Below are 25,794 nucleotides of genomic sequence, written 5' to 3' on the forward strand. Positions count from 1 at the left end.
CGCTGAACTCGCACGCGGCGAGAAAATTGGCAAGATCCTTAGGCGCTGCGGACGCCGATGCCGAGCAACGTTTGAAATTTCGGCGCGGCGGTTTCCCGGTCGGCGACGATGGTCTCGATCTGTGTAAATCCGGCTTTTTCCAACATCGCGGCCAGATCGCTTTCGGAAAATCCCAGCCAACGGTCGGCATACAGCTCGCGGGCCTCCTCGAAATGATGCTGGAGCAGATCGAGAACGATCAAACGTCCACCGGGTTTCAAAATCCGAAATGCGGAGTCGATCGCCCGCTGCGGATGCTCGGCGTGATGGAGGGCCTGGCTTAAGACGGCGAGGTCGAGGCTGTCGTTTTCGATCGGCGGTTCCTCGATATCGCCGATGCGATATTCTAAATTGGTAAGTCCGTTTCGCGTGGCCAGATCCTGTCCGAATTCGACCATTTTCGGCGAGAGATCGACTGCAATCACCTTCTCCGCACGCTGCGCCAGAAGCTGGGCCAGCGTCCCTTCACCGGCACCGAGGTCGGCGACGACCTTGTAATTCAAAATCTTAATCAGGGCTTCGGCGAGTGCTTTCCACGAACGTCCCGGCACGTAGTCCTTGCCGAAACGGCCCGCCAATTCGTCGAAATAGGCGCGTGAAGTGTCTTTTCGTTTCCGCAGCAAATGTCGCAGTGCGGATTCATCATCAGCGACTTCCGGGACCTCCGCCGCTGCCAGCCGCGCGACCTCCATCAGATCCGGATCCGCCGTGCAGGTGTAGATATTGTTTTTTCCGCTGCGCTCGTCGCTGACCAGCCCCTCCGCCTTGAGCTGCGAAAGCTGGGTGGAAATCCGGCTCTGCCCCATACCGAGGACCTCCTGAAGCTCGGCGACGGACAACTCCTCGTTCTCCACCAACATCAGAATTCGCAGCCGCGTCGGGTCGGAAAGGAGCTTCAGAGATTTCAGCATTGACGCCATGCGTGGGATGATACATCAACGCATCACGATTTGACGATACGAAAATTAAAAAGCACATGAGCACCTACATTTTTTCCTCAGAATCCGTTGGCGAAGGCCATCCGGATAAGGTCGCCGATACCATTTCGGACGCCATTCTTGACGCCTGCCTCGCCATCGATCCGAAGAGCCGGGTTGCTTGCGAAACCTTCGTGAAAAGCAACGTGGTGGTCGTCGGTGGTGAAATCACCATCCCTAAAATCGGCAACAAGCCGATCGGCTCCGTGATCAACATCGAGAAAGTCATCCGCGACGCGGTCCGTGGCATCGGCTACACCAACAACGACGACGTCTTCCACGCCGACTCCCTTTTCATCAACAACTACCTGACCACCCAATCCCCGGACATCGCCCAAGGCGTGGACGCGAAGAAGGCCGAAGGCAAGAAGCACGCCGAGCAAGGTGCCGGCGACCAAGGCATCATGTTCGGTTACGCCTGCAACGAGACGCCCGAGCTGATGCCCGCGCCGATCATGTATGCTCACCGCCTCGGCCGTGAGCTCACGAAAATCCGCAAGGCTGGCAAGCTCGCCAAGTGGCTCCGTCCGGACGCGAAGTCGCAGGTTTCCGTCGAGTATGTCGATGGCCGCCCGACCCGCATCGTCAACGTCGTCATTTCCACTCAGCACGCGGCCGATGTTGAACACGCAGTGATCGAAAAATTCTGCATCGAGCAAGTCATCAAGAAAGTTCTGCCGAAGAACATGCTCACCAAGGATACCGAGTATCTCATCAACCCGACCGGCAAGTTCGTCGTCGGCGGTCCTCAAGGTGACTCCGGACTAACAGGCCGTAAGATCATCGTCGATACCTATGGCGGCACCGGCCGTCATGGTGGTGGTGCATTTTCCGGCAAGGACCCGTCGAAGGTTGATCGCTCCGCCGCCTACATGGGCCGCTGGGTTGCGAAAAACGTTGTCGCCGCCGGTCTCGCCACCAAGTGCGAAGTCCAGTTCGCCTACGCCATCGGTCACCCGCTTCCCGTTAGTGTCCACGTCGATACCTTTGGCACCGGCATCACTTCCGATGAGAAAATTCTCGCCGGCATCCTGAAGACTTTCTCCTTCAAGCCCGCCGATATCGTCAAGCAACTCAACCTGCTCCGCCCCATCTATTCCAAGTCCACCAACTACGGCCACTTCGGCAAGGACGACAAGGACCTCACCTGGGAATCCACTGCGAAGGCAGCGGCCCTCAAGAAGGCAGTCGGCTGATAGCCCGTTAGACTCAAGACGATAAGACACAAGACTTAAGAGAAGATGTCGTTGCATCAATTCGAGGAACTGGAGGTTTGGAAGCGGAGTTCGCGTCTGGCTGTCTCTGTGCTCGAATTGATCGACGGCATCAAACTTTATGCCTTGAGAGATCAGATGGCGCGTTGTTGCATTTCGGTTCCTTCCAACATCGCTGAAGGAGCGGAAAGGGACAGTGATCGGGAATTCCGGCGTTTTCTAGCAATCGCAAAAGGGTCCGCTGGCGAACTCCGAACCCAACTTTACTTCGGTATCCGTGCCGGCGTGTTTCCATCAGAAATCGCCACTCCCCTCATTCAAGAAGCAAAAGAAGTTTCCGCAATGATAGAAGGTCTCCGCAAACGCTTGGGAGGCGGAGGAATCATTAATTCCCTCCTGTCCCTCTTCTTCTGATCTTCGTCTTTTCTTGTGTCTTAAGTCTCCAAGTCTTCCGTCTCCATCCAATCCATTCACCAATCAACCTATTAAATTATGAGCTTCACAGACTACAAAGTAAGAGACATCGGCCTCGCCGATTTCGGCCGCAAGGAAATCGAAATCGCCGAGCACGAAATGCCCGGCCTGATGGCCACCCGTGAGAAATACGGCAAGGAAAAGCCGCTGCAAGGCGTCCGCATCATGGGCTCGCTGCACATGACCATCCAGACCGCCGTGCTCATCGAGACGCTCGTCGCTCTTGGTGCCGAAGTGCGCTGGGTTTCCTGCAACATCTTCTCCACCCAGGACCATGCCGCTGCCGCCATCGCTGCCGTGGAAGTGCCTGTCTTCGCCTGGAAGGGCGAAACGCTTGAGGAATATTGGTGGTGCACGTGGCAGGCTCTGGTCAATCCAGCAGGCCTTGGACCTGAGCTCATCGTCGATGACGGTGGCGACGCGACCCTACTCATCCACAAGGGCTTCGAGCTCGAAAACGGTTCCGACTGGGTCAACACCCCTTCCGGCAACCACGAAGAGCAAGTCATCAAGGACCTCCTCAAGGACGTCCACGCGAAACAGCCCGGCATCTTCGCGAAGATCGTGAAGGACTGGAAGGGCGTTTCCGAGGAAACCACCACCGGTGTCCATCGCCTCTATCAAATGGCCAAGGCCGGCACGCTGCTCGTTCCTGCGATCAACGTGAACGACTCCGTCACCAAGTCGAAATTCGACAACCTCTACGGTTGCCGCGAGTCGCTCGTGGACGGCATCAAGCGCGCCACCGACGTGATGATTTCCGGCAAGGTCGGAGTCGTCTGCGGCTACGGCGATGTCGGCAAAGGCTGCGCCCAAGCCCTCCGCGGCCAAGGTGCCCAAGTCGTCGTCACCGAAGTTGACCCGATCTGCGCGCTGCAAGCTGCGATGGAAGGCTTCCGCGTCCTAACACTCGAAGACACCCTCGGCTGGGGCGACATCTATGTCACCACCACCGGCAACTTCGACATTATCCGCCTCGAGCACATGGAGAAGATGAAGGACCAGGCCATCGTTTGTAACATCGGTCACTTCGACAACGAAATCCAGATCGACAAGCTCAACAACGCTCCTGGCGTGAAGCGCACTAACATCAAGCCACAGGTGGACAAATACACCTTCCCGACCGGCAACAGCATCTACATGCTCGCCGAAGGTCGCTTGGTGAACCTCGGCTGCGCCACCGGCCACCCGAGTTTCGTGATGTCCAACAGCTTCACCAACCAGACGCTCGCGCAAATCGACCTCTGGAAAAACCGCGCCACTAACAAGCCCGGCCAGGTCACCGTGCTTCCAAAGCACCTCGACGAAGAAGTCGCCCGTTTGCACCTCGCCAAAGTCGGAGCCAAGCTCACGACCCTGACGCAGGCACAAGCGGACTACATCAACGTCCCGGTCGAAGGTCCGTTCAAGGGCGAGCAATACCGCTATTGATCCGAATTCCGGATTTTGAATTCATCAACGGCCAGTCGTGTGAACGACTGGCCGTTTTTTTGAGGAAATCTCCTTGATTTGATTCTAAAAATGCTTTAATTTGTTTCACATGAAGCGAAAGCCCGTGAGCGATTGGGATCACATCCCACCGGAATCTTCAGTTCTCAGGGAACCGGAAGTGGCATATATGATCGACAAGGTTCGTGACGGGCTGCCCTTTGCCGAGTTTCACACCATGCAGGAACTGCTGAATGTGACTGAAGAGCGCATGGGAGCATGGCTGGGAATGTCCCGTGCCACGCTTCATCGCCGGAAAAAGCTCGGAACTCTGGACCGTGCAGAGTCAGACCGTTTGGTTCGCTATGCGCGCATCCTGTCTCATGCCACTGCCGCTCTCGGTGGCATCGAAGGCGCACGGTCCTGGTTGGTGGCTCCGGCCATTTCCTTCCATGGTGAGTGTCCGCTGGACTATGCGGATACCGAGATTGGTGCCCGTGAAGTGGATGCATTGCTGGGGCGCTTGGAACACGGTGTTTTTTCCTAACCATGCCGTTGTTTTACCGCATCGTTCAGGAAAGTTGGGCCGATTCCGCATTCGATGGCGAGGGAGCCCGCCTTTACGGCGGACGTTGGAATTCGCCGGGCGTCCCGGCGGTCTATCTGGCGGAATCGCGGGCGCTTGCGGCACTTGAAATCCTCGTTCATGCCCCCCGTGAGGCTCTTCGGCTGAATTGGATCGTGATCGAATTGGACGTTCCCGATTCGTTGATCGACAAAGTCCCGTCGTCGAAGCTTCCTGAAAACTGGCGGTTGCAGCCATCGTCACAACAAGCGCAGGTTTTCGGGACCCGTTGGCTGCGTGACTTCCGGAATCTCGCCTTGCTGTTGCCGAGTGTCGTGATCCCTGAGGAAAAATCGCTGTTGCTCAATCCCAAGGATCCGGCCATGCGGGATTTGAAACCCGGTAAACCCAAGCCATTCAGCTTTGATCCGCGTTTGGCGGCTTCGCCCTGAACTCATTCAACGACCGCCGCATTCCTAACAAATGAGCGCCCTGCGGATCGATCAGGAAATACCCCGACAGCGCGCGCCTTCCCAGCAGCATCGGGCACAACATCTCCGAGCGGTTGGCCAGACTGACCAGGATTTTCCAACTGAATCCTCCCGCCACCACCGCCGTCGTCTCGATGAAGATCCGCTTCTTCGCCTTGCCTGACGAGCTCTTCACCCGCGCAGTTCGCGCGACAGGGGACTCGCAGAAAACCACCTCGTTGTAGTGATTCGTCGTCGTGAAACGCACGGTCTTCTCGTCCTCTGATAGAACAACGTTCTCCGCGTGGATGCTGGAACTCCGCGCGCCGCTGTCGGTCTTCGCGTTCAGCGGGGAAACGCCGAGTTCCGGCAGCGCGATCCACTCCCGCCGGCCGATGACCAGCCGAGGCATCCCGGCGTTGTGCGTGGGCAGGCCCAGCGACGCGGCGAGCTCTCCGGAGGAGGACTCGACCGGTTCGGAAACGGCTTTGAAAATCGGTTTCACGGGTTCAATAACGATGCCGCCATGGCGCGGGCCTGTTCTCCACCGCCGCCCAACATTCTAACGAGCTCCTGGATTCTTGTCTCGCCGCTCACCGGGTAAAGCCGCGAGCGCGTCCTCCCGGCGGTGACCTCCTTCTCCACGACAAAATGGTGCGCCGACATCGCCGCCACCTGCGGAAAGTGCGTGATTGCCACCACCTGATGCCGCGTGCCCAACGCCGCCATCTTGCGGCCGACCGCCTTCGCCACTTCGCCGCCCACGTTCGCGTCGATCTCGTCGAAAACCATTAACGGCGTCGCGTCCTGGTCCGCCAGCGCCGACTTCACCGCCAGCATCACCCGGCTGATTTCGCCCGACGACGCGATCTGCCGCAGTGGCAGCAGCGGCTCGCCCGGATTCGGCCCGAACTGGAACTCCACCGCCTCCAGCCCCTGCGGCCCCGGCTCCGCCAAGGTCCTCAGCGGCGATTCGAACGACGATTGCTTGAACCCGAGATCCTTGAGCTGCGAGGAAATCTCCTTCGCCAGCTTCGGCGCCGCCTTCTTGCGCAGTGCCCCGAGTGATTTTCCCGCCGTGTCTAACGAAGCCCTGCACGCCACCAGCTCCCGCTCCAGCGTCTCCAGCTTTTCGCCCCGGTTCTCGATCGTATCCAGCCGCGCCGCCGCCGCATCCCGCCGCGCCAACACGTCCGTGAGCGATGGCCCGTATTTCCGCTTCAGCGTCTCGATCACATTCACCCGCTCCTCCAGCGTCGCCGCCTCCGCCGGGTTGATGTCGAGCTCGTCCGCGTAATCCGCTAGATTCCCCTCCAGATCCTGCAGCTCAAGACAGGCCGTTTCTAACGACGCCGTCCGCTCGCGGATCGACGGATCCAGCTTTTCCAAATCCCGCACCAGCCGTTGCACCTCCGTTAGCCGTTCTAAAATCCCGTCCTCGCCGTTCAGCGCCGCCGTCGCCGCCGCCGCGGCTTCCACCAACCGGCTCGCGTTCGACGCCCTGCGCCATCGATCCTCCAAATCCTGCTCATCCTCCGGCTTCAAGTTCGCCCCGTCGATCTCCTGGAGCTGATAGCGCAGCAAATCCAGCTCCTGCTCGCTCGCGTTTTCCGCATGGCGGATCTCCTCCAGCTCCGCCGCCTTCTCGCGCCACGCACGGTAGCACTCGCGGTAGCCGGACACCGATTTCTCCGCACCCGCATACGCGTCTAACATCGAAAGCTGCCGCTCCACCGACAGCAGCGACTGGTGGTCGTGCGGTCCGTGTAAATCTACCAGATGTTCGCCCAGCCGCTTCAGCAGCGCCAGCGTCACCGGCGAGTCATTGATGAACTGCCGGTTCGCCGTCTGCCCGATCACCCGGCGGATGATCAACTGCTCGCCATCGCACGGATCCAGCCCGCCATCTTCCAGCACCGCATTCACGTCCGCCGCGTCTTTCAGCTCGAAAACAGCCTCCACCGAGCAGGTTTCCTCACCCGTCCGGATCAAGCTTTTCTCCGCCCGTTCGCCCAGCACCAGCTTCAGCGCCCCCACGATCACCGATTTCCCGGCACCCGTCTCACCCGTCACCCCGATGAGCCCCGGGCCCAGCTCCCACACGAGTTCATCGACCAATGCCAGATTGCGGATTTTTAGTAGGGTGAGCATGCGTTTCAGTGAACGCCCCCATGATGCGAATCCCTCCCGCAGGAATCAACCGCCGAGTTCCGCCGCGTGAAATCCCCGCTACTTCTTTTCGGAAAAAAGCCGCCGAACCTCCTCGTTTTCCGCGCCCTCCACCACATCCACCGCCGCGTTGTCCTCCAGCCGATCCAGCTTCGGCTTTTCCGCCGCTTCCGGCGCGTGTCTTTCCGGGAAATACTCGCGCGCCAACCCCGTCAGCCTTTCGAAAATCCACGCGTCCTCCATCAGCTCCGGGGCTTCCCCGCCTTTCCCGTGCGCCCATGTCACCTGCACCTTCGCGAACGGCTTGCCATCCTTCAGCACCTCGATCAGCCGCTCATCCGGTCCGTTGGCAGCCACCCGGTTGATCCGATACTCCTCCCGCTTCCCGTCCTTACCCGGCAACGTCACCTTCGCGAACGGCGGCTCCTCGTCATTATACGGCACCTCGGAATACCACGCTCCCCGCTCCACCAGCTGGTCCTCCTCCCAGCCGAGAAACGTCCATTCCTGCCACGTCGCCTTGTTCCCCGAGCATTGGTAGAGCCGCACATTTTTGCCCACCTTCACCGGCTTCGCCATCGACTGGGCCAGCAGCGCCAGCCCGTGCGTCTTCTCGTCGTATTTCAGCAAATAGCTCAGCTGATGATACTTCAGCACCGCGCCGGCCAGGATCACTTCCGGCGTAGCGTCGCCCACCACATCTTCCAGGATGAACGGGCGATGAGGAGTCTCCTTCGGAAAATAAGATTCTCCCGTTCCAGCGCAGCGTTTGTCCTCCGATACCCAGTCAATCTGCGTCTTCCACAGCCCGCGCAACTCCCATTGGTTTTCATTGCCAAACTCCGCCAGCGCCAGAGTCGGCAAACCCGGTTTGTCTCCGATCTTCGGCTCGTAGAGAACGGAGAAACCGCCTGTTTTGAAAAGATCTCCGCACAGCACATACCCCCGGTCCTTCGTCGCCAGCTCCGGCACGATCCCACGATCCGGCCGGATCGGTTGCGCCACCCCGGCCGTGTTTCCCATATCCTGCCGCACCACCTCCGCCACGGAATCCTTCCCATCCAGCGCGATCACATCCGCCTGGATATCCCTGTCAACCACCGGCCAATCCCCCCGCGCCGCTCCTGCGGAAACCAGCAACGCCCCGCCTACCGCACCACCCAGCGCAAACCACCCGCATCTATCAACAATGAGTTTCATAGGCTCCCCACTACATCGCATCCCCGTCCGCCCTTCCAACAGAATTCATCTTTTCAGAAAATCTTTTTCACCTCGGGAAATTCACCCATCCCATCCCACCCGCTGGCACCCAGCAACGTCCTCCGCCCCATGAAATCCAGCCCACCACCCGCCTCGGAAAATAAGGGGCATGGACGTCCCGTCCATGCCTTCCACACCCCGCGCTTGTCACCTCGGGAAAAAATCGGCATGTATTTCTATCATGTCCCGTGATCCCTCCCACGTTTTCCTCTCCGGCTCCACCGGGGATTTTAAACAAGTCCGTCTGGACTTCGACGCGGCGCTTTCACGCGGTGGATGCCATGTTGTCCATCAGGACGAGTTCCCCCAGACCGCCAGCGACACCCTGCTCAAGCTCGCCCAGCTCATAGCCCCCTGCGGACTCACCGTTCACATGATCGGTGAAAAGCCCGGAAGCAGCCCCACTCCGGGAATTCTCGGCCAATACCTCGCCATCGCCGACCGCGAGGGAAAACTTCTGGCCCACCAACCGATATTGCGCACCGCCCTCGGCGATTTCTCCACCATCACCTACACCCAGTGGGAAGCCTACATCGCCATCCACCTCGGTATGCCGCTTCTTGTCTATGCGGATGCCAGCTACGCCTCTCCTCATCATCCGCAGCGCGCCCACCTCGACCGCCTTCAGGAAATGGGCCGCTATGCGACTTCCTTCGATGATCATTCCATCCTCTATCGAATGGTTATGGCCGACCTCATGGCGCATTTCCGTCTCAATGCCGCCACCGCAAATATCGCCAACGTCCTCCAGCCCTCCAATCTCCCCGGCGGCTACATCGGCCGCCTGTTCCTTGGCCGCGACCAGTTTCTGGAAACTCTCCATCAGTCACTCCAAGCCGGGAAACACGCCACCGCCATCACCCAGCGCTCTGCCGCCACCGGCATCTCCGGGCTTGGCGGCATTGGGAAAACCCACGCCGCCGTCGAATACGCGAACCGCCACCGCGCCGACTACACCGCGCTGCTCTTCGCCAGCGCCGACACCCCGGAAAAGCTCAACTCCTCCCTCGCCAATCTCTGTCGCGTCCTCCACCTCGACCAAAACGGCAGCCTCCCGCCGGACGAACCCGCCCGTGTCCGTGCCGCGCTAGACTGGCTCTCCACCCATTCCGGCTGGCTCCTCATCCTCGACAGCGTGGACGGCAAATCCGTCGCCCTTGCCGTGCGGGAAATCCTCGGCCAGCTCACCGCCGGCCATCTCGTCATCACCTCCCGCCTTCACGACTGGACGGATCAGTTCAAAATTTTCGATCTGGATGTACTCTCTGAAGACGCCTCCTCAGATCTCCTCCTCCAGCTCACTGAAAACAGCCGCCACTCCACTGACCATGACGATTCACTGGCCCGAGAGCTTGTCAAGCTTCTCGACGGCCTTCCGCTTGCCATCCATCAGGCAGCAGGATTCATCAACGAGCAACATTTCACCTTTGCCGCCTATCACATCCGCTATCAGGAGGAAGCCGCAGACCTCCTTAACTGGTTCTCCGATCTCCACATCGTTTACGAGCGCCCTGAAAAGCTCGCCCCGTGCCCCGTTCTCATCACTTGGAAAACCAGTTTCGACAAACTCAGCGAGCAGGATCGTTTCTGGCTCCTTGTCTTCTCCCATTTCGCTCCCGATCCCATTCCGCGTTTTCTCGTAGAGGCTCCGACATGCCTTCCCCTTGAGCAGGCAGTCCAAGTCAACCAAGCCTGGGAGGCCGTCTCGACGGCTGGGAAATACTCCCTCATCACTTTTTCCACCAGAAAACCGTTTTTTAAGATCCATCGGCTCGTCCAGCTGATCAGCCGACTTCAAACCGATCCTACGGAACGGCCTGCCTTGATTGGAAAGGCAATCTCGCTCATCCGGTTGTCATCTCCGGGGGGGGCTCGGGATGCGCGGAACTGGGACAAGTGGAATCAACTCCAGCCCCACGCCATTTCCCTCTGCGTCCACGCGGGATGTGATCATCGCGTGGAGCATCTTGGATGGTTGCTCGGGGAAATCGCATCCTTCTTTCATTCCAAAGCCCTGCATCGGGACGCCGCGATCTGCTTCCGCCGCGCTTTGGTTGTGGACCGGGCACTCTACGGCGCCGAGCATGTGAACGTTGCCGCCCGCCATTCCGACCTGGCAAGGTTCTACAAGGAAACGGGCCATTCATATCGAGCCAAACTATTCACGAAAGAGGCATCGGAAATCTATCGGGCTAATTTGCAGAAGGACGGTAAAGTCGTCGCTGCCGAATTCACCAACCTCGCGCTGTTGCTTCAGGCAGATGGCAAATTGTCAAAGGCAAGAAAGCTGCTGCAGCGCGTCGTGCAGCACCACCGCGAGAGTCTCCCCAAAAATGACCCCGAACTCGCCGTTTCCATCGGCAGACTGGGGCAATTTTATCTGGAGACGGGACAGCCTGAAAAAGCAAAGGCTCTCATCAAGGAGGCAAAGCAAATTAATATTTCGGCCTTGGGTAGCCATCATCCGGAAGTGGCCAACAACCAGGGCACGTTGGCGAGGATTTTCCAGGAATTGAAACGCTATGCCGATGCCGAGACGCCCATGCGGGACGCCTTGGCGATTGATCGCACGCACTTCAAAAGCGATCACCCCAATGTTGCCATTCGCCTCAATAATCTGGCGTTGCTGCTTGGAAAAATGAAGCGCCTCGATGAGGCGATTAAGCTTCTTCGGGAAGCTCTGGAAATCAGCAAAAAGCTGTATGGCGACAATCACCCGGATATCGCCATCAAGCTCAACAATCTGGCAGGCCTGCTTGAGGACGACGGACATTTGATTGAAGCCATGGAGATGTATAAGGAGGCACTGGCCATCGACGATAAGGCTTTTGGCCCTGACCACCAGGCTGTCGGTCGCGACCTCAACAATTTGGCTCAATTGTTAAAGGCCGCCAAACGCCTCTCCGAGGCGGAGCCGCCGATGCGGGAAGCCTTGCGGGTCTTCCGCATGAGTTTAGGCGCTGACCACCCCAGCACACTTACCGTATCGCGGAATTTGAACAAGCTCATCGAGGAAATCGCCGCTTCGCGCTAACAGTCGCCCGCCTTCCACCGCACGCGCGATCGCCGTGTCCCACCCCGTGCTTGCCTCCCGCCGGGAAATCCGTCACTCATTTCTATCATGCCGCGTGATCCCTCCCACATTTTCCTCTCCGGCTCCACGGGGGATTTTAAACAAGTCCGCCTGGACTTCGACAAGGCACTGCGGCGCGGCGGGTGCAAGACCACCCATCAGGACGACTTCCCGCAGACCGCCAGCGACACCCTGCTCAAGCTGGCCCAGCTCATCGAGCCCTGCGGACTCACTGTCCACATGATCGGTGAAAAGCCCGGAAGCATCCCCACTCCGGAAATCCGCGCCCAATACCTCGCCATCGCCGACCGCGAGGGAAAACTTCTGGCCAACCATCCGGCATTGCGCGCCGCCCTCGGAGATTTCTCCACCATCACCTACACCCAGTGGGAGGCCTACATCGCCATCCACCTCGGCATGCCGCTTTTCGTCTATGCGGATTCCACCTACGAGTCTCCCAACCATCCCCAGCGCGCCCACATCGACAGACTCAAGGAAATGGGCCGATACGCGACCCCCTTTGATGACCATTCCAGCCTCTATCGGATGGTCATGGCGGACCTCATGGCGCACTTCCGTCTCAATCCCGCTACCGAGAACATCGCCGCAGTTCTCCAGCCCTCCAATCTCCCCGGCGGCTACATCCGCCAGATCTTTCTGGGCCGCGATGACTTCCTGGACACCCTCCATCAGGCACTGCAATCCGGACACAACGCCGCCGCCATCACCCAGAAGGCCGCCGCCACCGGCATCACCGGGCTCGGAGGCATCGGGAAAACCCACGCCGCCGTCGCCTATGCGGACCGCCACCGAGGCCACTACACCGCGCTCCTCTTCGCCAATGCCGACACCCCGAAGAACCTCCATTCCTCCCTCGCCGGTCTCTGCGGCATCCTCTATCTGGAGGAAAAGGACAAGCTCCCTGCGGACGAACCATCTCGCCTGAACGCCGCCCTCCGCTGGCTCGCCAGCCACAGCGGCTGGCTCCTCATCATCGACAATGTGGACGACGAACCCGCCGCCCACGCCCTCCGGTCACTTCTCGGCCAGCTCACCACCGGCCACCTCATCATCACCTCCCGCCTTCACAACTGGTCCAGTCAGGTGAAAAACCTCGATCTCTCCGTCCTCACCCCGCAGGCCTCCGCCGAACTCCTGATAGAACTCACCACCCACCGCCTGCACGTTCCCGCCGAGGACGACGCCCAGGCCCTCATACTTGCCGATCTCCTCGATGGCCTGCCCCTCGCCATCCATCAGGCCGCCGGCTACATCAACGAAGGCACGCGCAGCTTCTCCGACTACATCGCAAGCTACCGGCAGGAAGCCGCGGATCTCCTCGGCTGGTTAGACACCCTCGCCATCCACTACCAAGGCCCCGACAAGCTCCCGGGCATCCCGGACCAACTCGCCCCGCGCCCCGTCCTCATCACTTGGAAGAAGAGCTTCGAGAAACTCAGCGAGACCGACCGCGCCTGGCTCCTCGTCTTCTCCCACTTCTCCCCGGAGCCCATCCCGCGCTTCCTCCTCCAGCCCACGGAAGAGGCTACCCCGGAGCAGAAATCCATGTTGCGCGATGCCGATGCCGCCGTCATCCGCGCCGGGAAATACAGCCTGCTCACCCTCTCCACCACCGAGCCCGTCTTCCAACTCCACCGCCTCGTCCAGCAGATCACCCGCCTCCATGCCCCGGAGGACGAGCGCTTCGGTGCCTTGGAAACGGCAATCGCCCTCATCGACTTCGCCCGTCCGGGAGATCCTCACGATGTCCGGAGCTGGCCCAAGTGGAATCCCCTCCAGCCCCACGCCGTTTCCCTCTGCGAGCACTCGCTGGACACCCGCCCTCCCAACCAGCTCACTTGGCTCCTTTCAAATTTGGATTGCCTTTATAGCTGCAAAGGGCTTCACCGCGAGGCTGAGGGATACTGTCGCCGAGCTTTGGCGATCGACTGTGCCATGTACGGGGGAGACCATCCCAATGTGGCCATTGATCTTAGTAATCTGGCAAAATTGCTCGAATCTACTAACCGAATGGCGGAGGCTGAACCTCTACTATTGGAAGCCCTTCGTATAGATCAATCGAATTACGGGGATAATCATCCGAACGTCGCCCGACATCTGAACGCTTTAGCTACATTGATGCATTCGGCCAATCGCTTGGCCGAGGCTGAACCCCTGTTTCGGACTGCGCTTTGGATCAACAGAGCAGTCTACGGGGACAATCATCCAGAAGTCGCTCGGCATCTCAATAGTCTGGCGGGATTGCTCCAATCGGCTAACCGCCTTGCGGAGGCAGAACCGCTGTTCCGAGAGGCACTGTCCATCGACCGGGCGGCCTACGGGGATGCTCATCCGGCTGTCGCCCGACATTTTAACAATTTAGCGGGATTGCTCCACGCTACCAACCGTCTTGCGGAGGCGGAACCGCTGTTTCGAGTCGCCCTCCAAATCGACCGAGCCGCTTACGGGATGGATCATCCGGATGTGGCTATTCGGTTACACAATTTGGCACGGTTGCTCCTCGATACATGTCGCTATGTGGAGGCTGAACCTCTAATGCGGGATGCTCTTCGCATCGACCAGACTATCTATGGGAGCGATCATCCAAGAGTTGCTAGCGACCTTAGTAGTTTGGCTCTGTTGTTCTATACCACAAACCGCCTCGCGGAGGCGGAGCCGCTGATGCGGGATGCGGTTCGGATCTTCCACGACAGCTTGGGGCCTGAGCATCCGCATACGGTCACAGTCTCACGGAATCTGGAAATCATCCTCGCGGAGATGGCGGCGAGGGAGTGAAATGGGGGCTAGGGAATGATCGCTAACCGGTTCTCAAAAATCATATCCGCCACTCCCATTCTTCATCCCGGCAGGGATGTTGGAAGTTAGCCCGGGGTCGAGGCCGCAGGCCGAATACCCCGGGTCACCGGATTCCCACCGATTCGCCCCCGGCAGGGGGCGCAGAGCGGTGGGAACGGGGTGGGCTTGCGGCGTTTTCCGGCACCCCTGCCGGGGTGCGGGGCATTTGGCGTTTGGAACCCGGGGTGTTCGCTCGCGCTCGACCCCGGGCTAACCTCTGGCAGCCCCTCCGGGGCAAAGCAGAAATCATGGCTGCGCCAAGGACTCGGCAATCGATCTGAGCCTGCCGCGGCTCTCGCTTCTGCCCGCACACACGCCCGCGGTGGTTTTTCTAACCGGATTGTAAATCCGCGTTCATCCGTGGTTCGGTTTTTTCGGCTGTTGGAGGGCGATGGTCTATCGGATTCCGAAGGTGGGTGGTGATGGGAAGAGAACCACGAAATACACGAAGAGGCACGAAGTGAAGAGGGGGGGAGCGGTTTTGTTTTTCGTGAATCCTTCGTGGGTTTCGTGGTTTCTCCGGATGGATCGGGCGCGGGGGGATTCGTGGCGACGGGAAAGTGGCTGATAAAGGGGGGAAGGGCGGGGGAAGAGTTTCAGCCGCAAAAAAGAGCAAGAAGGGCGCAAAAGCGGGGCTGAGGTGACGGGATGCTGGAGATTCGGAGGTGGCTATTCCTCCGGGTTCGGGGGTAATGATGGCGTGTGACCGAGCCTCTGACAGAAACTCCCAAGGCATCTGGCGGAAAAAGGAAGGCGAAGCGCTGGCTGCTGTTGGCGGTAGCGGCGTGTGTGGCAGTGTTTGTGATTTCCGGGTTGATGCCGGAAGATCCGTTGGATCTATCGAAGGAGGAAGAACCTTTCAGGTCGATGGTGCTGCCTGTGAAGTCGGTGGAGGGGTATTGTGTTCTTGAAGGAGAACCGCGTGATGACGAAGCGCTAGTCGTAGGTGCCGTGGTGACTGACTCGATGAGCCGCTGCGCAGGTAATTGAAAATTTCGGCTATAAGCGGACGAAGAATCCCGCACGGGCGAAGGCGATGATTCTGCGTTTGTTCAAGGAAACCGGAAGTCGGGGTGAGGAGAGTGCAAAGGCATTGAAATATCTTTCCTCGGGACCACCGGATAGATGGCGTAGATTTCGGTGGAAGATGGGGAAGGTTTTCAAATGAGCGGTGACGAGGCCGGTGTGAGGAAAAAGGGATTTTTTCCCGCACCACAGCGCGGATGTGGCGGGAATGCCGCTTTTGCTTAGGTTGGCGGGGACGACAGGCGCTATTTGGCTGGTCAAAGTGGGGGGATGCCACGCAGTTTTCATGGAGTGCGGAAGTGCGCATCCGACCAGCCACTATGAATCCCTATCAATCACCGGCAGATGTATTGGATGTGACGTCTATCAAGACGGACGCACCGCCAAGGACCGTGAAATGGGCGCTGATCTTTCTGACGGTTGCATTTGTGATTGGATTCGTAAAGTCGATCTTCTCACGAGTGCCAAAGATATTAGGGAATAGCGGTGAAATTCTTTCATCCTGCTTGTCGGCTGTCTTGGTCACAGGGCTGATGTTTCTGTGGCTGCGGGGCCTTTACCGCGGGAAGAAATGGGCCTATGTGCTGTTTTTTTTATTTGCCTGGATGGTGTTGGGGACTGCCTTGATGAAGGCGATCAGGTCGCTGGTTTTTCCGCCCATTTGGCAAACATGGATTTACCTGACGCAAATAGGGTTCCAAGTGGGCGCGACGATCATGCTTTTTCTTCCCGTGTCGTGGCGATGGTTTTACCGACGAAATCCATCGGGTCCGGTGATAATGGATGAGGATGGATAGAACCGGGGATCGCATCCCGTCCGTTAGGCGATATGCCGGTCCAACAAGGAGACGTCCGGACGTGTGGCGGAGAATGGAGATTCGGAGATGGCCATTGCTGTGGGTTTGGGGGAAATGATGGTGTGTGACCGAGGCTCTGACAGAAACTCCCGCAGCATCTGGCGGGAAGAGGAAGGCGAAGCGCTATTTGCTGTGGGCCTTGGCGGTTTGGCTGGCAGGATTTCTGATTTACACGTTGATGCCGGAACGTCCGTTGGATTTGTGGGAGGAGGAGCCTTTGAGGTCGATGCTGTTGCCGGTGAAGGTGGTGGAGGCGTGGGGAAGTGGATATCCTCCCGAAGTGTATGTTAGTATTGTCGATGGAAACGACCGTCGGATCGGGATGACCTTTCGTTACAACGATTTGAATCCTTGGACTGCCTATCCCGATGCGATGATGAAACTAACCACGCAAGAAGCCGAACCACGATGGAAGGCTCGCGTGCCAGGCGGCTTCTTCGGAGTCTGATCAAGGATAGACGGTCTTCTGATGAAGGGACCGTTCGCGCGTTGGAAAAGCTGAACAGCAGACCGCCGGATCAGTGGCAGAGGATCAAGTGGAAGGTGGGGAGTATTTTCAAGTGACGCGGGCGGTGAGAAAGTAACAGGGCGCTGTGCGCTTCTTTTCCGCTGCGCATGGATCGGGTGGGCCGAAGTCCCACCCTCCTTAGGGTTGGGAGACGGTGGCGCTGAGGCGGGCGGGAGTCACAAAGGGTTTGCCAAGGGCGGGGTGTGCCCCGCAGTTTTCGCAGCCGCGGATGTGATGTCCCGGCGAACCGATGATGAATCCCTACGAATCACCCACAACGCAGTCCGAGGTGCCGGATGCGATGGATAAGGTGCCCCCTGTTCCTATCCGGCGGGCGGTGGGCTGCGTTATGGTTTCGTTTGTCGCAGGAATCTTGAATTCGATCTATCTGCGGTTTCACGGAAGCGGGGGAAACTTGAACTGGGCCTTTGGGGTTGGGTTGGCTTTGATCGTGGGATTTGTCTATTTGTGGATGCGCGGGCTCTATCGGGGGAAGAAGTGGGCGTATGTGTTGTGGATGTTTAGTATCGCTTCGTCTCTGGTTTTTGTTTCCTCGATGATGCGCCGGTTTTCCGCGCTGCCAACGGAGTGGGGAAAGGTTCTTTATGTTGGGCAGGGGATCTTGCAGCTCATCGCCACGGTGATGCTCGTCCTGCCCGTGTCCTGGAGGTGGTTTTACCGCAGGCCGAAGCAGGGGCTGTGAGAACGGGCGGATCGGTGAGGGGATTGGCGGTCGATGCGGTGAAGCGGCTGTGAGAAAGTGGCGGGACGCTGGGCGCTTCATTTCCACTGCGCATGGGCCGAAGTGCCACGCTCCTTAGGGCGGTGACGGGTGGCGGAGGTGTTAGTGGAGCAGCTTGCGCCACCAGAGGGTGTAATTGTCCAACGGTCTTCTCAAGGGGGGCGCGTGATTGTAAAGCGAGATGACGGGCGCGTAGATCCTGTCGAGCCAGTCGCTCACCGCTGGATTGGACGGACTGATCATGGCGGCCGGGCCGACGCTCAGGACGTAAAGCAGTAGGCCGATCACGACGGTCGAAAGGATGGGGCCCGCGCGGCCTTTCTTTTCTTCGTCTGGGTTTTCCATGGTGGCTGGCGTAGGTGGGGCTGGATGGGAGGTTGGCAGAGTCCGGGGACCAGGCGACGGAAAAGATGAAGGGCGGCGGTTAGCGGTCTGCGGGCGGCGGACGTGTTAGGGGGATGAACCCACCCACCAGTCCATGTAGTTTGAGAGCGGATCATTCAAGGAAGGTGCGAGTTTGCATAGCCAGTTGATGGGGGCGTAGATCTTCATGTAATAGGGCAGCAAATAGGAATTTCTAGAAACCACTATGACGGCGGGGCCCACGCTCAGGACGTAGAGCAGCAGACTGATCACGACGATTGAAAGAGTGGTGCCCGCGCGGCCTTTCTTTTCTTCGTCTGGGGTTTCCATGGTGGCTGGCGTCGGTGGGCGCGGGAAGGGAGATTGGCAGAGTTGGGAAAAGAGACGATGGAAAAGATGAGGGGTGGAAGGCGGTGGCGGTTAGCGGCCTGGGGCGGAAGTTGTGGAGAATCTTCCAAGAGAACCACGAAAGGCGCGAAGAGGCATGAAGTGAAGAGGGCGGGGGAAGTGGCTTTCTTTTTCGTGAAGCCTTGGTGTGCTTCGTGGTTTCTTCCGAATTGGAGGGGCGGGTGAAGGAAACGCGCGGAATAAATTCCGCGCTCCAATTGGGGCGGGGTTGCCGGGGGCGGTGTGGTGTGTAGAATGGGGGCGTGGCGGATTTTTCCTTAACATTTCTCGGGTCGGGGACGTCGGTGGGAGTGCCGGTGATCGGGTGTGATTGCGCGGTGTGCTCTTCGGAGAACCCGCGGAATAAGCGGTTCCGGTCGTCGGTGGTGGTTAGAGCGGGGGATAAGACGCTGCTGGTGGACTCGGGGCCGGATTTGCGGATGCAGGCGCTGCGCGAGGGGCTGCGGGAGATCGATGCGGTGATTTATACGCACGCGCATCTGGATCATGTGGCGGGGTTCGACGAGCTGCGTGCGTTCTGCTGGAGGAAGCGGGAGCCGCTGCCGCTGCATGCGACGGCGGGGTGCATGGAGACGTTGAAAAACATGTATGGCTGGGCGTTTTCTCCGGAGAAGCTGATCGAGGGGTATGTGAGGCCGGATGCGCGATTGATCGACGGGCCGTTTTTCTACGGGGATCTGAAAGTGACGCCGCTGCCGGTGGAGCATGCGGCGGTGGAGACGGTGGGGTTCCGCTTTGATTTCCCGGGGGCGCGGACGCTGGCTTATATTTCGGACGTGAAGGTGATCCCGGCGCAGACGATGGAGCTCATTTCCGGAATCGATGTGCTGGTGGTGGATGCGCTGCGGACGGCGACGCACCCGACGCATTTCTCGCTGGCGGAGTCGCTGGCGGCGATCGAGGCGGCGGGGGCGAAGGAGGCGTGGCTGACGCACCTGACGCACGAGTTTGACTACGAAACGCTGGACGGGCAACTGCCGACGGGGGTCCGGGTGGCTTGGGACGGCTTGCGGATTTCCCTGTGAGATGCGCAGAGTCTTGCATGATGCGGGCATCCGGGCATCCTTCCGCGCATGAGATTTTCCGTCCTGCTACTGGCTTTGTTTGCGGGACTTCCGTGGCTGGCGGAAGCGGCGATTTCCCCTGAATCGGTGGCGATTCTGTATAATGCCTCGGTGCCGGATTCGAAGAAGCTGGCGGAGACCTATCGGCAGGCGCGGAACATCCCGAAGGACAATGTGATCGGCCTGGAAATGCCGACGGCGCAGGACATTTCGCGCGAGGACTACGAGCGGTCGATCCTTAAGCCGCTGCGCGGACAGTTCGAGGTGCGGGAATGGTGGACGCGGCGGAGCGAGGACCAGAAAGGGGCGCGGGTGACTCTGCCGGTGGCTAACAAAATCCGCGTGCTGGTGACGATGCGCGGGGTGCCGCTGCGGATCACGCCGGTGCCGAAGCCTCCGGGAGGGATGCCGGCGGGGCCCATCGACGGGCATGACGAGGCGTCGGTGGATTCCGAGTTGTCAATGTTCGGGGTGGAGGGGCTGCCTTTGGACGGGGTGCTGCAAAACAAGTATTACAAGGCGGACAAGCCGATCGCCGATGCAAACGTGCCGTTCCTTGTGCTGACGGCGCGGATCGACGCGCCAACAGTGGCGATCTGCGAGCGGATGATCCGCGATGCGGTGGATGTGGAAAGCACGGGGCTGTGGGGCAGGGCGTATGTGGACATCGCCAACAAGTTTCCGCAGGGCGACCAGTGGCTGGAGGACGTGGTGAAGGCGGATCTCAATGCGGGAATTCCGACGGTCGTGGACCGTTTCAACGAGACCTATCCGCCGAACTATCCGATGACGGATTGCTCGATCTACTACGGCTGGTATGACTGGAATATCAGCGGGCCGTTTCTCAATACGAAGTTCCAGTTCCGCAAGGGAGCGGTGGCGATGCACCTGCATTCGTTCAGTGCGGAGCAGCTAACGGATGGATCGAAGAACTGGTCCGGCGGTCTGCTGGCGCGTGGTGCCGCGGTGACGATAGGGAATGTTTATGAGCCGTATCTGCACCTGACGCACGACTTCGGCATCATCCAACAGAAGCTGCTGGCGGGCTACACCTGGGGTGAGGCCTGCTGGATGGCGATGCCGGTGACGTCGTGGCAGGGAGTGGTGTTAGGCGATCCGCTTTACCGGCCGTTCCGCTGTTTGGATGGCGGCGGCATGAAGCAGGAGTCGGACATCGATTTCCGCGCGCTGCGGGCGGCGGCGGTGGAATGGAAGGAAAGTCCGGGGGAACGGCAACGGCAGGTGGAAAAGGCATCGGAGCGGATGAAGAGCGGTATTTTGGCGGAAGCGCTGGGGCTTGAAATGGTAGAGAGTAAGGATCCCATCGGCGCGGCGAACCTTTTCCGCACGGCGAAGACGCTCTATGTGAAACAAGAGGACCAACTGCGCCAGGATCTGAATCTCATTTCGCTGGAGCGCACGGCGAATCACAAGGACATCGCGATCCGCTCGCTGCATGACGCGGAGCTGCACTATGGATCGATGCCGGAAGCGGAAGCGCTGAAGGCGTTGCTGGTTCTGTTGGACCCGCCGCCACCCGCGCCAGCGCCTGTGGGAGAGCCGGGGAAAAAGCCGGTGAAGAACTAACGGAATCATCGGGACACAGTAATGACTTACGGATTTCTATTGGAATCGATCTGGCATCCGCCGCTGGCATTTGAGGAGACCTCGGCGATGGCGCTGCCGCCGGAGCTGGAGTTGCAGGCGTTGTGGTTCGCCGGGGCGTTCGGCAGGAATTTTCGCACGACGACGGGGAAATCCGTTAGCATCGTGCAGTTCGGCGAGTGGAACCGCGGGGCGGGACCGGATTTCATCCAGACGGCGGTGGAGATCGACGGCGAATTGCGGACAGGACCGCTGGAATTGGATCCGTGCGCGGGGGATTGGGAGGCGCATGGCCATGCGGAGAACCCGGCGTTCCGCGAGGTGGTGTTGCATGTGGTGTTTCAACCGGATGCCCGCCGGATTTTCACGCGGGCGCTGGACCATCAGGAAATCCCGCAGGTGGTCATTTCGGAAATGCAGCTCTCGGACGCGCTCAACCGCCCGCAACGCGAGGTGGCGATCGCCCATCCGGGCCGCTGCGTGAACCCGCTGCGGAACCTTCCGGCAGGAGCGATCGGACGGCTGCTAGAAGAAGCGGCGCTCCACCGGGCGGGTGCGAAAGCAGCACGCTGGCTGCGCATGGCGGACGCCCACGGGCGTGATGCTGCGCTGTTCCAATCGACCGCGGAGACGCTGGGCTACCGGGGAAACGCGCTGGCGATGCGGTTGCTGGCACAACGCGCGCCGCTGTCGCTGCTCAAGGCGGAAGGGGAGGCCGCAGAGTCGATTCTTTTCGGCACGGCGGGATTTCTATCAGCCGATCAGCACGAGCTGGCTCCTTCCGATACGAAGGACTATCTCCGCAGCTTGTGGGATAACTGGTGGAAGAACCGGGCGCGCTTCGAGACCGCGGACGACCGGCGGATTCCGTGGAAGACCCATGGCCAGCGGCCGGCGAACCATCCTCATCGGCGGACAGGAGCGCTCGCGGTGTTAGCCGATGTGTGGCCGCAATACCGGAAGCTGGCGTTGGCGCGGCCGTTTGCTGCGAAGCCGCTGATCGATTTTCTGCAATCTTTGGAGCACGAGTTCTGGTCGCACCGGCACACGCTGGAGTCCTCGCCGTCGTCGCAGCGGATCGCGCTGTTTGGTCGGTCGCAGGCGCTGGAGCTCGTCGCAAACCATCTCGCACCGCTGGCGATGCATGAAGACGGGATGTCCTGGAAGGCTTACCATCAGCTACGGAACTCGGCACCGAACGACAAGGTGAAGCGCTGCTCCTTGCGGCTCTTCGGATCCATCCAGGCGGCGCAGCCGTGGCTCCGGCGGGTGGCTCATCATCAGGCTTTGCTGCAGATCTATCACGATTTCTGTCTGGAGGATTTCTCGGACTGCAAGGACTGTCCGTTTCCCGAACAACTCGCGCAGTGGCGCTGACTTTTCTCCATCATGAACATCCAGCTCAATGGCACTCTCCACGAAATCGCCGCCGCCATGTCGGTGGCGGACCTGCTCGCCAGCATCGGTCTCGGAGGCAAGCCGGTGGTGGTGGAACTTGATGAACAGGCGGTGTTTCCGCGCGACTATCCGCAGCTCATGGTCGGCGAGGGAGCACGTGTCGAGGTGGTGATGCTGGCGGCGGGTGGTTAGGCATTCCTGCGTTTGCCAAGGATGACGCCGATGGCGATGCCGACAGCCAGCGCGATGCCGGCGGCGGCGTAGAGCGCGTTTTTCGCGGTGTTCAACAGGGGATTATCGAGGACGTTCATGGAAATGTGATAGGCGGCGAGCAGCCATTTCCCATCCACTTTCACCAGGGTGGCCGTCCAACGGCTTTTCAGCTCGTAGTCTTTTCCGAGGAGCTTGTAGTTGGCCACCGTCTCGCCGAAGGAAATGCCGGTGTCGCCGCCATGCAGGATGGTTAGTTCGTCCGGTGTTGGCGGGACCTTGTAGCCTTTGAAGGAATCCCGGCCGGTTTTTTCGAAGAAGTCCTTCAATCCCTGGCGACCGCGGCAGACTTCGGAGTTTTGCCACGTCACCACGACGTCCGGGTGGACGTGCTGGATCACGCTGTCGATGTCGCCCTTGACGATGGCGTCGATGACTTCCGTCCTGAGAGCCCGCAGTTCCGCATGCGCCAGATCTTCCGCCGCGCGCGCGGTGGACAACGCGAGAAGCCCGGCGAGGATGACAAACATCCGGTGGAGGTGTGGGATCATGATCGGATTGTTTGGAAAATCAGCGGGCGCATCAAGAGGGAAGATCGGAGTTTCGCCGCGGATGGAGGGTCATCATCATGCCGTGCCGTGACCGCAGGGTGATGTCGGGCATGGGCTCGACGGGATGGCCTGGCACCATGCGCAGTTGGTAGGCCTGCATGACCATGACGGTGATCAACCGGGCCTCTAACATGGCGAATTCATGCCCGATGCAAAACCTCGGACCAGCGCCGAAGGGAATGTAGGCCTCGGGCGGGGGACTCTCGAATCTCGATGGATCGAAATCCTCGGGGCGCTCCCAAAAAGCGGGATGCCGGTGGAGCGCATAGGGCGAAATGACGACGGACGACCCGGCGGGGATGTGGAATCCGCCGATTTCATCCTCGTCGATGGCATGGCGCTCGATGATCCAGATCGGCGGATAGAGGCGCATGGACTCCTGGATCACGCGCTTGGTGTAGGTGAGTTTCGGCATGTCTTCGAGGACGGGTGTTCGGTCGCCGAGAACGCTGCGAATTTCATCTATCAGCTGGCGTTCGACCTCGGGGTGTTGGGAAAGAAGATGGAATGTCCAGGTGAGCGCGTTGGCGGTGGTCTCATGGCCGGCGAGCAGGAAGGTGATGGTTTCGTTACGAAGCTGAGTGTCGCTCAGGGCGGCTTCGGTTTCGGGATCGCGGGCCTGGATCAGCATGGCCAGCAGGTCGTTATCCGGCGTGCCGTTCTCCATTGCCTCGCGATGGCGGGCGATGATTTGATAGACGACACGATCCACTTCCGCCAGCGACTTGCGGAACCTGCGGTTTGCCGGGCTGGGAAACCAATCGGGGACTTGGACGATATGACCGAGGCGTTTGAAAACATGGGGCAGCATGACCCACATCGCTTGTTCGATTACTTCGGCGTCGGTGCCCGTGTCGAAGCTGAACAAGGTCCGGCCGACGATGGAATAAGTCAGCCGCGACATTTCAGAGGCGATGTCGATGGCGGATCCGGGTGGGGAATGGTTCTGCCAGCGGTCTAACATGTTTTCCGCCGCGTCCGTCATCTTGCGGGTGAATCCGGCGATCTGTTGATGGTGGAAAGCCGGCTGATCCATCCGCCGCTGCCGTTTCCAGAACTCGCCACTGGCCGTGAGCAGGCTTTCCCCGGAGATGGAACGGATGGTGTCCGAGCTGCGGGTCTGTTTGTCGTAGTTGGCGGAACGGCGCTGGAGCACGTGTTCGACGTGGTCCGGGTGATTGAGCAGGTGGATGACGTTCGGTCCCAGCCGACAGCGGACGATATCGCCGTATTCGGCGGCGGATTTCATGACCAGTCCGAGCACGTCGCTGCGGAAATCGCGCAGATTTCCTAGCAGGAAATTTCCGGGCGGGCCGGGTGCCTTTCGTTTCGATGGAGCTGACATGTCAGGTCGGATAGTGCCATTCATCAAAGCCGCGCTTCCAAGCGGCGGCGATCTTTTCCCGGGTGGGTTCGTCCAATGGATCGAAATGGTTTTTTCGATAGGATGAAATCGATTTGAGGTAGTGCCGGAGCTTCGTTTTGTATTCGGGGAAATGTCCCAAATGGAGCTTGCGGTAGAGTTTCCGCATCTCGTTGACGGGCTCGCGTTCGAGATCGTCGAAGCTGATTTCGTGAAAGCGGTCTTCAGGGATGAGTTCGCGTTCCTGAAAATAGGAATCATACATCTGCCGGTAGCGGCGGATGATCCCATCGTCGATGCCGGAAGGGTCGGGACGCTGCAGGTAGCTGTACCACGTCGCGGTGTCGTAGTAGTGACGGCACGATTGAAATACCTGATAGGGATTCCGGTGGATGTGGACGAAGCGAGCGTCGGGGAACATTTCCAACAGCAACCGGATTCGCGCGGTGTGGGGAGGGGACTTGAGAATCAGCGGCCGCTGGTATTTTAAAGTGACTTTCTTGAGAAACCAGATCAGCGCGCTTTTCCACTCGTCGATTTCATCCTGCGGGACGTTTTTGAATGTGAGGTAGCGCGAGTAGGCCTCGTCGTTGCGGGGAAAGCTGATGCCGAGGTAAAGCGAGCGCAAGCTCATCAGGCAGGGCGCGAATTCGTCTTCCTGGGGAGCTTGGAAATTCAACGCCATTTCGTCCATAGGCCTCGTCTTCGGGACCATCCAGGCGAAGCGGCGCGAGTTGACCTCTTCGGTGCAGAGAAACGTGTGGGGATTGACGGTCTGATAGGTATTCGGAAAAGCGAACCGCTCCGTGTCTTGGGCGAGAAGATTGTGCAGATGGGTCGTCCCCGAGCGCCAATGACCGAGGATGAAAAGCGGCGGACGAATGCGCGTGGCGGCGATTTGGTCGTGAAACTGGGACTCCTCCCTGCGCCGGTAGAACGAGTTGATGCCGCTGAGCAGCGTGACGAACGCCGCACGGTGCCAGTAGGCCGGATCCACCCCGAAGCGATTCTCACGAAGCAACCGGAGCCAGTCCCCGGTGGTAATGCCCGCGAGATAGTTGTTCCCGATGCTCCAGCGGTGTTTCAGTTCTGCGGGCATACGTTTCGGAACGCT

At 59.5% G+C, this 25,794-nt stretch carries 25 protein-coding genes; 16 read left to right on the forward strand and 9 right to left on the reverse strand.

Annotated elements, in window-relative coordinates:
- Window positions 1–38 precede the first annotated feature (38 nt).
- The gene (locus tag ABIQ96_RS17975) at window positions 39–950 is read right to left on the reverse strand and encodes a metalloregulator ArsR/SmtB family transcription factor (RefSeq protein WP_348216010.1); all 912 of its coding nucleotides are present in this window, start codon (window positions 948–950) and stop codon (window positions 39–41) included.
- 65 nt (window positions 951–1,015) lie between these two features.
- Between ABIQ96_RS17975 and metK the strand changes: the two genes are divergently transcribed.
- The 5 genes from metK to ABIQ96_RS18000 all read left to right on the forward strand — a co-directional run bounded on the left by metK (window position 1,016) and on the right by ABIQ96_RS18000 (window position 5,149).
- On the forward strand, window positions 1,016–2,212 hold the full coding sequence (gene metK, locus ABIQ96_RS17980; RefSeq protein WP_348216011.1) for a methionine adenosyltransferase: 1,197 nt from the start codon (window positions 1,016–1,018) through the stop codon (window positions 2,210–2,212).
- Between the two features lie 45 nt (window positions 2,213–2,257).
- Window positions 2,258–2,644: a four helix bundle protein gene (locus tag ABIQ96_RS17985; protein ID WP_348216012.1), complete on the forward strand. Its 387-nt coding sequence runs from the start codon at window positions 2,258–2,260 to the stop codon at window positions 2,642–2,644.
- 78 nt (window positions 2,645–2,722) lie between these two features.
- Window positions 2,723–4,135, forward strand: a complete 1,413-nt coding sequence (gene ahcY, locus ABIQ96_RS17990; protein WP_348216013.1) for an adenosylhomocysteinase — start codon at window positions 2,723–2,725, stop codon at window positions 4,133–4,135.
- Between the two features lie 187 nt (window positions 4,136–4,322).
- Complete coding sequence (locus ABIQ96_RS17995) at window positions 4,323–4,679, forward strand: antitoxin Xre-like helix-turn-helix domain-containing protein (RefSeq protein ID WP_348216014.1); 357 nt, start codon at window positions 4,323–4,325, stop codon at window positions 4,677–4,679.
- 2 nt (window positions 4,680–4,681) lie between these two features.
- Window positions 4,682–5,149, forward strand: a complete 468-nt coding sequence (locus tag ABIQ96_RS18000) for an RES family NAD+ phosphorylase (protein WP_348216015.1) — start codon at window positions 4,682–4,684, stop codon at window positions 5,147–5,149.
- Here the strand turns inward: ABIQ96_RS18000 and ABIQ96_RS18005 are convergent.
- From ABIQ96_RS18005 to ABIQ96_RS18015, 3 genes are all read right to left on the reverse strand, one after another.
- Window positions 5,115–5,672, reverse strand: coding sequence for a RimK/LysX family protein (locus ABIQ96_RS18005; RefSeq protein WP_348216016.1), 558 nt, complete (start codon window positions 5,670–5,672; stop codon window positions 5,115–5,117). The genes ABIQ96_RS18000 and ABIQ96_RS18005 overlap by 35 nt on opposite strands.
- On the reverse strand, window positions 5,669–7,318 hold the full coding sequence (gene recN, locus ABIQ96_RS18010; RefSeq protein WP_348216017.1) for a DNA repair protein RecN: 1,650 nt from the start codon (window positions 7,316–7,318) through the stop codon (window positions 5,669–5,671). The genes ABIQ96_RS18005 and recN overlap by 4 nt, the downstream gene beginning before the upstream one ends.
- Window positions 7,319–7,396: 78 nt before the next feature.
- On the reverse strand, window positions 7,397–8,536 hold the full coding sequence (locus tag ABIQ96_RS18015; RefSeq protein ID WP_348216018.1) for a hypothetical protein: 1,140 nt from the start codon (window positions 8,534–8,536) through the stop codon (window positions 7,397–7,399).
- Window positions 8,537–8,665: 129 nt separating this feature from the next.
- Between ABIQ96_RS18015 and ABIQ96_RS18020 the strand changes: the two genes are divergently transcribed.
- The 7 genes from ABIQ96_RS18020 (at window position 8,666) to ABIQ96_RS18050 (ending at window position 17,619) form a co-directional block, all read left to right on the forward strand.
- Window positions 8,666–8,788, forward strand: a complete 123-nt coding sequence (locus ABIQ96_RS18020; RefSeq protein ID WP_348216019.1) for a hypothetical protein — start codon at window positions 8,666–8,668, stop codon at window positions 8,786–8,788.
- Window positions 8,778–11,630, forward strand: coding sequence for an FxSxx-COOH system tetratricopeptide repeat protein (fxsT, locus tag ABIQ96_RS18025; RefSeq protein ID WP_348216020.1), 2,853 nt, complete (start codon window positions 8,778–8,780; stop codon window positions 11,628–11,630). The genes ABIQ96_RS18020 and fxsT (ABIQ96_RS18025) overlap by 11 nt, the downstream gene beginning before the upstream one ends.
- 87 nt (window positions 11,631–11,717) lie before the next feature.
- On the forward strand, window positions 11,718–14,465 hold the full coding sequence (gene fxsT, locus ABIQ96_RS18030) for an FxSxx-COOH system tetratricopeptide repeat protein (protein ID WP_348216021.1): 2,748 nt from the start codon (window positions 11,718–11,720) through the stop codon (window positions 14,463–14,465).
- 762 nt (window positions 14,466–15,227) lie between these two features.
- The gene (locus tag ABIQ96_RS18035) at window positions 15,228–15,515 is read left to right on the forward strand and encodes a hypothetical protein (protein WP_348216022.1); all 288 of its coding nucleotides are present in this window, start codon (window positions 15,228–15,230) and stop codon (window positions 15,513–15,515) included.
- A 356-nt stretch (window positions 15,516–15,871) separates the two neighbouring features.
- The gene (locus tag ABIQ96_RS18040) at window positions 15,872–16,348 is read left to right on the forward strand and encodes a hypothetical protein (protein WP_348216023.1); all 477 of its coding nucleotides are present in this window, start codon (window positions 15,872–15,874) and stop codon (window positions 16,346–16,348) included.
- A gap of 124 nt (window positions 16,349–16,472) precedes the next feature.
- Window positions 16,473–16,856, forward strand: a complete 384-nt coding sequence (locus tag ABIQ96_RS18045; RefSeq protein ID WP_348216024.1) for a hypothetical protein — start codon at window positions 16,473–16,475, stop codon at window positions 16,854–16,856.
- 310 nt (window positions 16,857–17,166) lie between these two features.
- Window positions 17,167–17,619, forward strand: a complete 453-nt coding sequence (locus tag ABIQ96_RS18050) for a hypothetical protein (RefSeq protein WP_348216025.1) — start codon at window positions 17,167–17,169, stop codon at window positions 17,617–17,619.
- 141 nt (window positions 17,620–17,760) lie between these two features.
- Here ABIQ96_RS18050 and ABIQ96_RS18055 read toward each other — a convergent pair whose 3' ends face one another.
- Window positions 17,761–18,003, reverse strand: coding sequence for a hypothetical protein (locus ABIQ96_RS18055; protein WP_348216026.1), 243 nt, complete (start codon window positions 18,001–18,003; stop codon window positions 17,761–17,763).
- 105 nt (window positions 18,004–18,108) lie between these two features.
- Window positions 18,109–18,351, reverse strand: a complete 243-nt coding sequence (locus tag ABIQ96_RS18060) for a hypothetical protein (RefSeq protein ID WP_348216027.1) — start codon at window positions 18,349–18,351, stop codon at window positions 18,109–18,111.
- A 395-nt stretch (window positions 18,352–18,746) separates the two neighbouring features.
- Here ABIQ96_RS18060 and ABIQ96_RS18065 point away from each other — a divergent pair, with 395 nt between their 5' ends.
- The 4 genes from ABIQ96_RS18065 to thiS are packed head-to-tail and all read left to right on the forward strand — an operon-like array spanning window position 18,747 to window position 22,688.
- Window positions 18,747–19,454: an MBL fold metallo-hydrolase gene (locus ABIQ96_RS18065; RefSeq protein WP_348216069.1), complete on the forward strand. Its 708-nt coding sequence runs from the start codon at window positions 18,747–18,749 to the stop codon at window positions 19,452–19,454.
- Window positions 19,455–19,502: 48 nt separating this feature from the next.
- Complete coding sequence (locus ABIQ96_RS18070) at window positions 19,503–21,080, forward strand: TIGR03790 family protein (RefSeq protein WP_348216028.1); 1,578 nt, start codon at window positions 19,503–19,505, stop codon at window positions 21,078–21,080.
- A gap of 21 nt (window positions 21,081–21,101) precedes the next feature.
- Complete coding sequence (locus ABIQ96_RS18075) at window positions 21,102–22,475, forward strand: DUF2851 family protein (RefSeq protein WP_348216029.1); 1,374 nt, start codon at window positions 21,102–21,104, stop codon at window positions 22,473–22,475.
- Between the two features lie 12 nt (window positions 22,476–22,487).
- Complete coding sequence (gene thiS / locus ABIQ96_RS18080) at window positions 22,488–22,688, forward strand: sulfur carrier protein ThiS (protein WP_348216030.1); 201 nt, start codon at window positions 22,488–22,490, stop codon at window positions 22,686–22,688.
- On the opposite strand, the gene ABIQ96_RS18085 is transcribed toward thiS, so the two are convergent.
- Genes ABIQ96_RS18085 through ABIQ96_RS18095 form a run of 3 tightly spaced genes read right to left on the reverse strand, consistent with a single transcriptional unit; the run spans window position 22,685 to window position 25,779 of the window.
- A complete protein-coding gene (locus ABIQ96_RS18085) occupies window positions 22,685–23,257 on the reverse strand; it encodes a nuclear transport factor 2 family protein (RefSeq protein WP_348216031.1) in 573 nt (190 codons plus the stop codon). The two genes, thiS and ABIQ96_RS18085, sit on opposite strands and share 4 nt — an antisense overlap.
- Before the next feature lie 31 nt (window positions 23,258–23,288).
- Complete coding sequence (locus ABIQ96_RS18090; RefSeq protein WP_348216032.1) at window positions 23,289–24,662, reverse strand: cytochrome P450; 1,374 nt, start codon at window positions 24,660–24,662, stop codon at window positions 23,289–23,291.
- 1 nt (window position 24,663) lies between these two features.
- Window positions 24,664–25,779, reverse strand: a complete 1,116-nt coding sequence (locus ABIQ96_RS18095; protein ID WP_348216033.1) for a sulfotransferase — start codon at window positions 25,777–25,779, stop codon at window positions 24,664–24,666.
- Window positions 25,780–25,794: the final 15 nt, after the last annotated feature.

The organism is Luteolibacter sp. (assembly GCF_039920825.1).
GTDB lineage: Bacteria > Verrucomicrobiota > Verrucomicrobiia > Verrucomicrobiales > Akkermansiaceae > Luteolibacter.

Coding starts and splice junctions, on each gene's coding strand:
- ABIQ96_RS17995 (WP_348216014.1), top strand. CDS start 4,323: ATGATCGACAAGGTTCGTGACGGGCTGCCCTTTGCCGAGTTTCACACC.
- fxsT (WP_348216021.1), top strand. CDS start 11,718: ATGCCGCGTGATCCCTCCCACATTTTCCTCTCCGGCTCCACGGGGGAT.
- recN (WP_348216017.1), bottom strand. CDS start 7,318: ATGCTCACCCTACTAAAAATCCGCAATCTGGCATTGGTCGATGAACTC.
- ABIQ96_RS17985 (WP_348216012.1), top strand. CDS start 2,258: ATGTCGTTGCATCAATTCGAGGAACTGGAGGTTTGGAAGCGGAGTTCG.
- ABIQ96_RS17975 (WP_348216010.1), bottom strand. CDS start 950: ATGCTGAAATCTCTGAAGCTCCTTTCCGACCCGACGCGGCTGCGAATT.
- thiS (WP_348216030.1), top strand. CDS start 22,488: ATGAACATCCAGCTCAATGGCACTCTCCACGAAATCGCCGCCGCCATG.
- fxsT (WP_348216020.1), top strand. CDS start 8,778: ATGTCCCGTGATCCCTCCCACGTTTTCCTCTCCGGCTCCACCGGGGAT.
- ABIQ96_RS18090 (WP_348216032.1), bottom strand. CDS start 24,662: ATGTCAGCTCCATCGAAACGAAAGGCACCCGGCCCGCCCGGAAATTTC.
- ABIQ96_RS18000 (WP_348216015.1), top strand. CDS start 4,682: ATGCCGTTGTTTTACCGCATCGTTCAGGAAAGTTGGGCCGATTCCGCA.
- ABIQ96_RS18050 (WP_348216025.1), top strand. CDS start 17,167: ATGATGAATCCCTACGAATCACCCACAACGCAGTCCGAGGTGCCGGAT.
- ABIQ96_RS18055 (WP_348216026.1), bottom strand. CDS start 18,003: ATGGAAAACCCAGACGAAGAAAAGAAAGGCCGCGCGGGCCCCATCCTT.
- ABIQ96_RS18015 (WP_348216018.1), bottom strand. CDS start 8,536: ATGAAACTCATTGTTGATAGATGCGGGTGGTTTGCGCTGGGTGGTGCG.
- ahcY (WP_348216013.1), top strand. CDS start 2,723: ATGAGCTTCACAGACTACAAAGTAAGAGACATCGGCCTCGCCGATTTC.
- ABIQ96_RS18085 (WP_348216031.1), bottom strand. CDS start 23,257: ATGATCCCACACCTCCACCGGATGTTTGTCATCCTCGCCGGGCTTCTC.
- metK (WP_348216011.1), top strand. CDS start 1,016: ATGAGCACCTACATTTTTTCCTCAGAATCCGTTGGCGAAGGCCATCCG.
- ABIQ96_RS18060 (WP_348216027.1), bottom strand. CDS start 18,351: ATGGAAACCCCAGACGAAGAAAAGAAAGGCCGCGCGGGCACCACTCTT.
- ABIQ96_RS18095 (WP_348216033.1), bottom strand. CDS start 25,779: ATGCCCGCAGAACTGAAACACCGCTGGAGCATCGGGAACAACTATCTC.
- ABIQ96_RS18075 (WP_348216029.1), top strand. CDS start 21,102: ATGACTTACGGATTTCTATTGGAATCGATCTGGCATCCGCCGCTGGCA.
- ABIQ96_RS18070 (WP_348216028.1), top strand. CDS start 19,503: ATGAGATTTTCCGTCCTGCTACTGGCTTTGTTTGCGGGACTTCCGTGG.
- ABIQ96_RS18020 (WP_348216019.1), top strand. CDS start 8,666: ATGAAATCCAGCCCACCACCCGCCTCGGAAAATAAGGGGCATGGACGT.
- ABIQ96_RS18040 (WP_348216023.1), top strand. CDS start 15,872: ATGAATCCCTATCAATCACCGGCAGATGTATTGGATGTGACGTCTATC.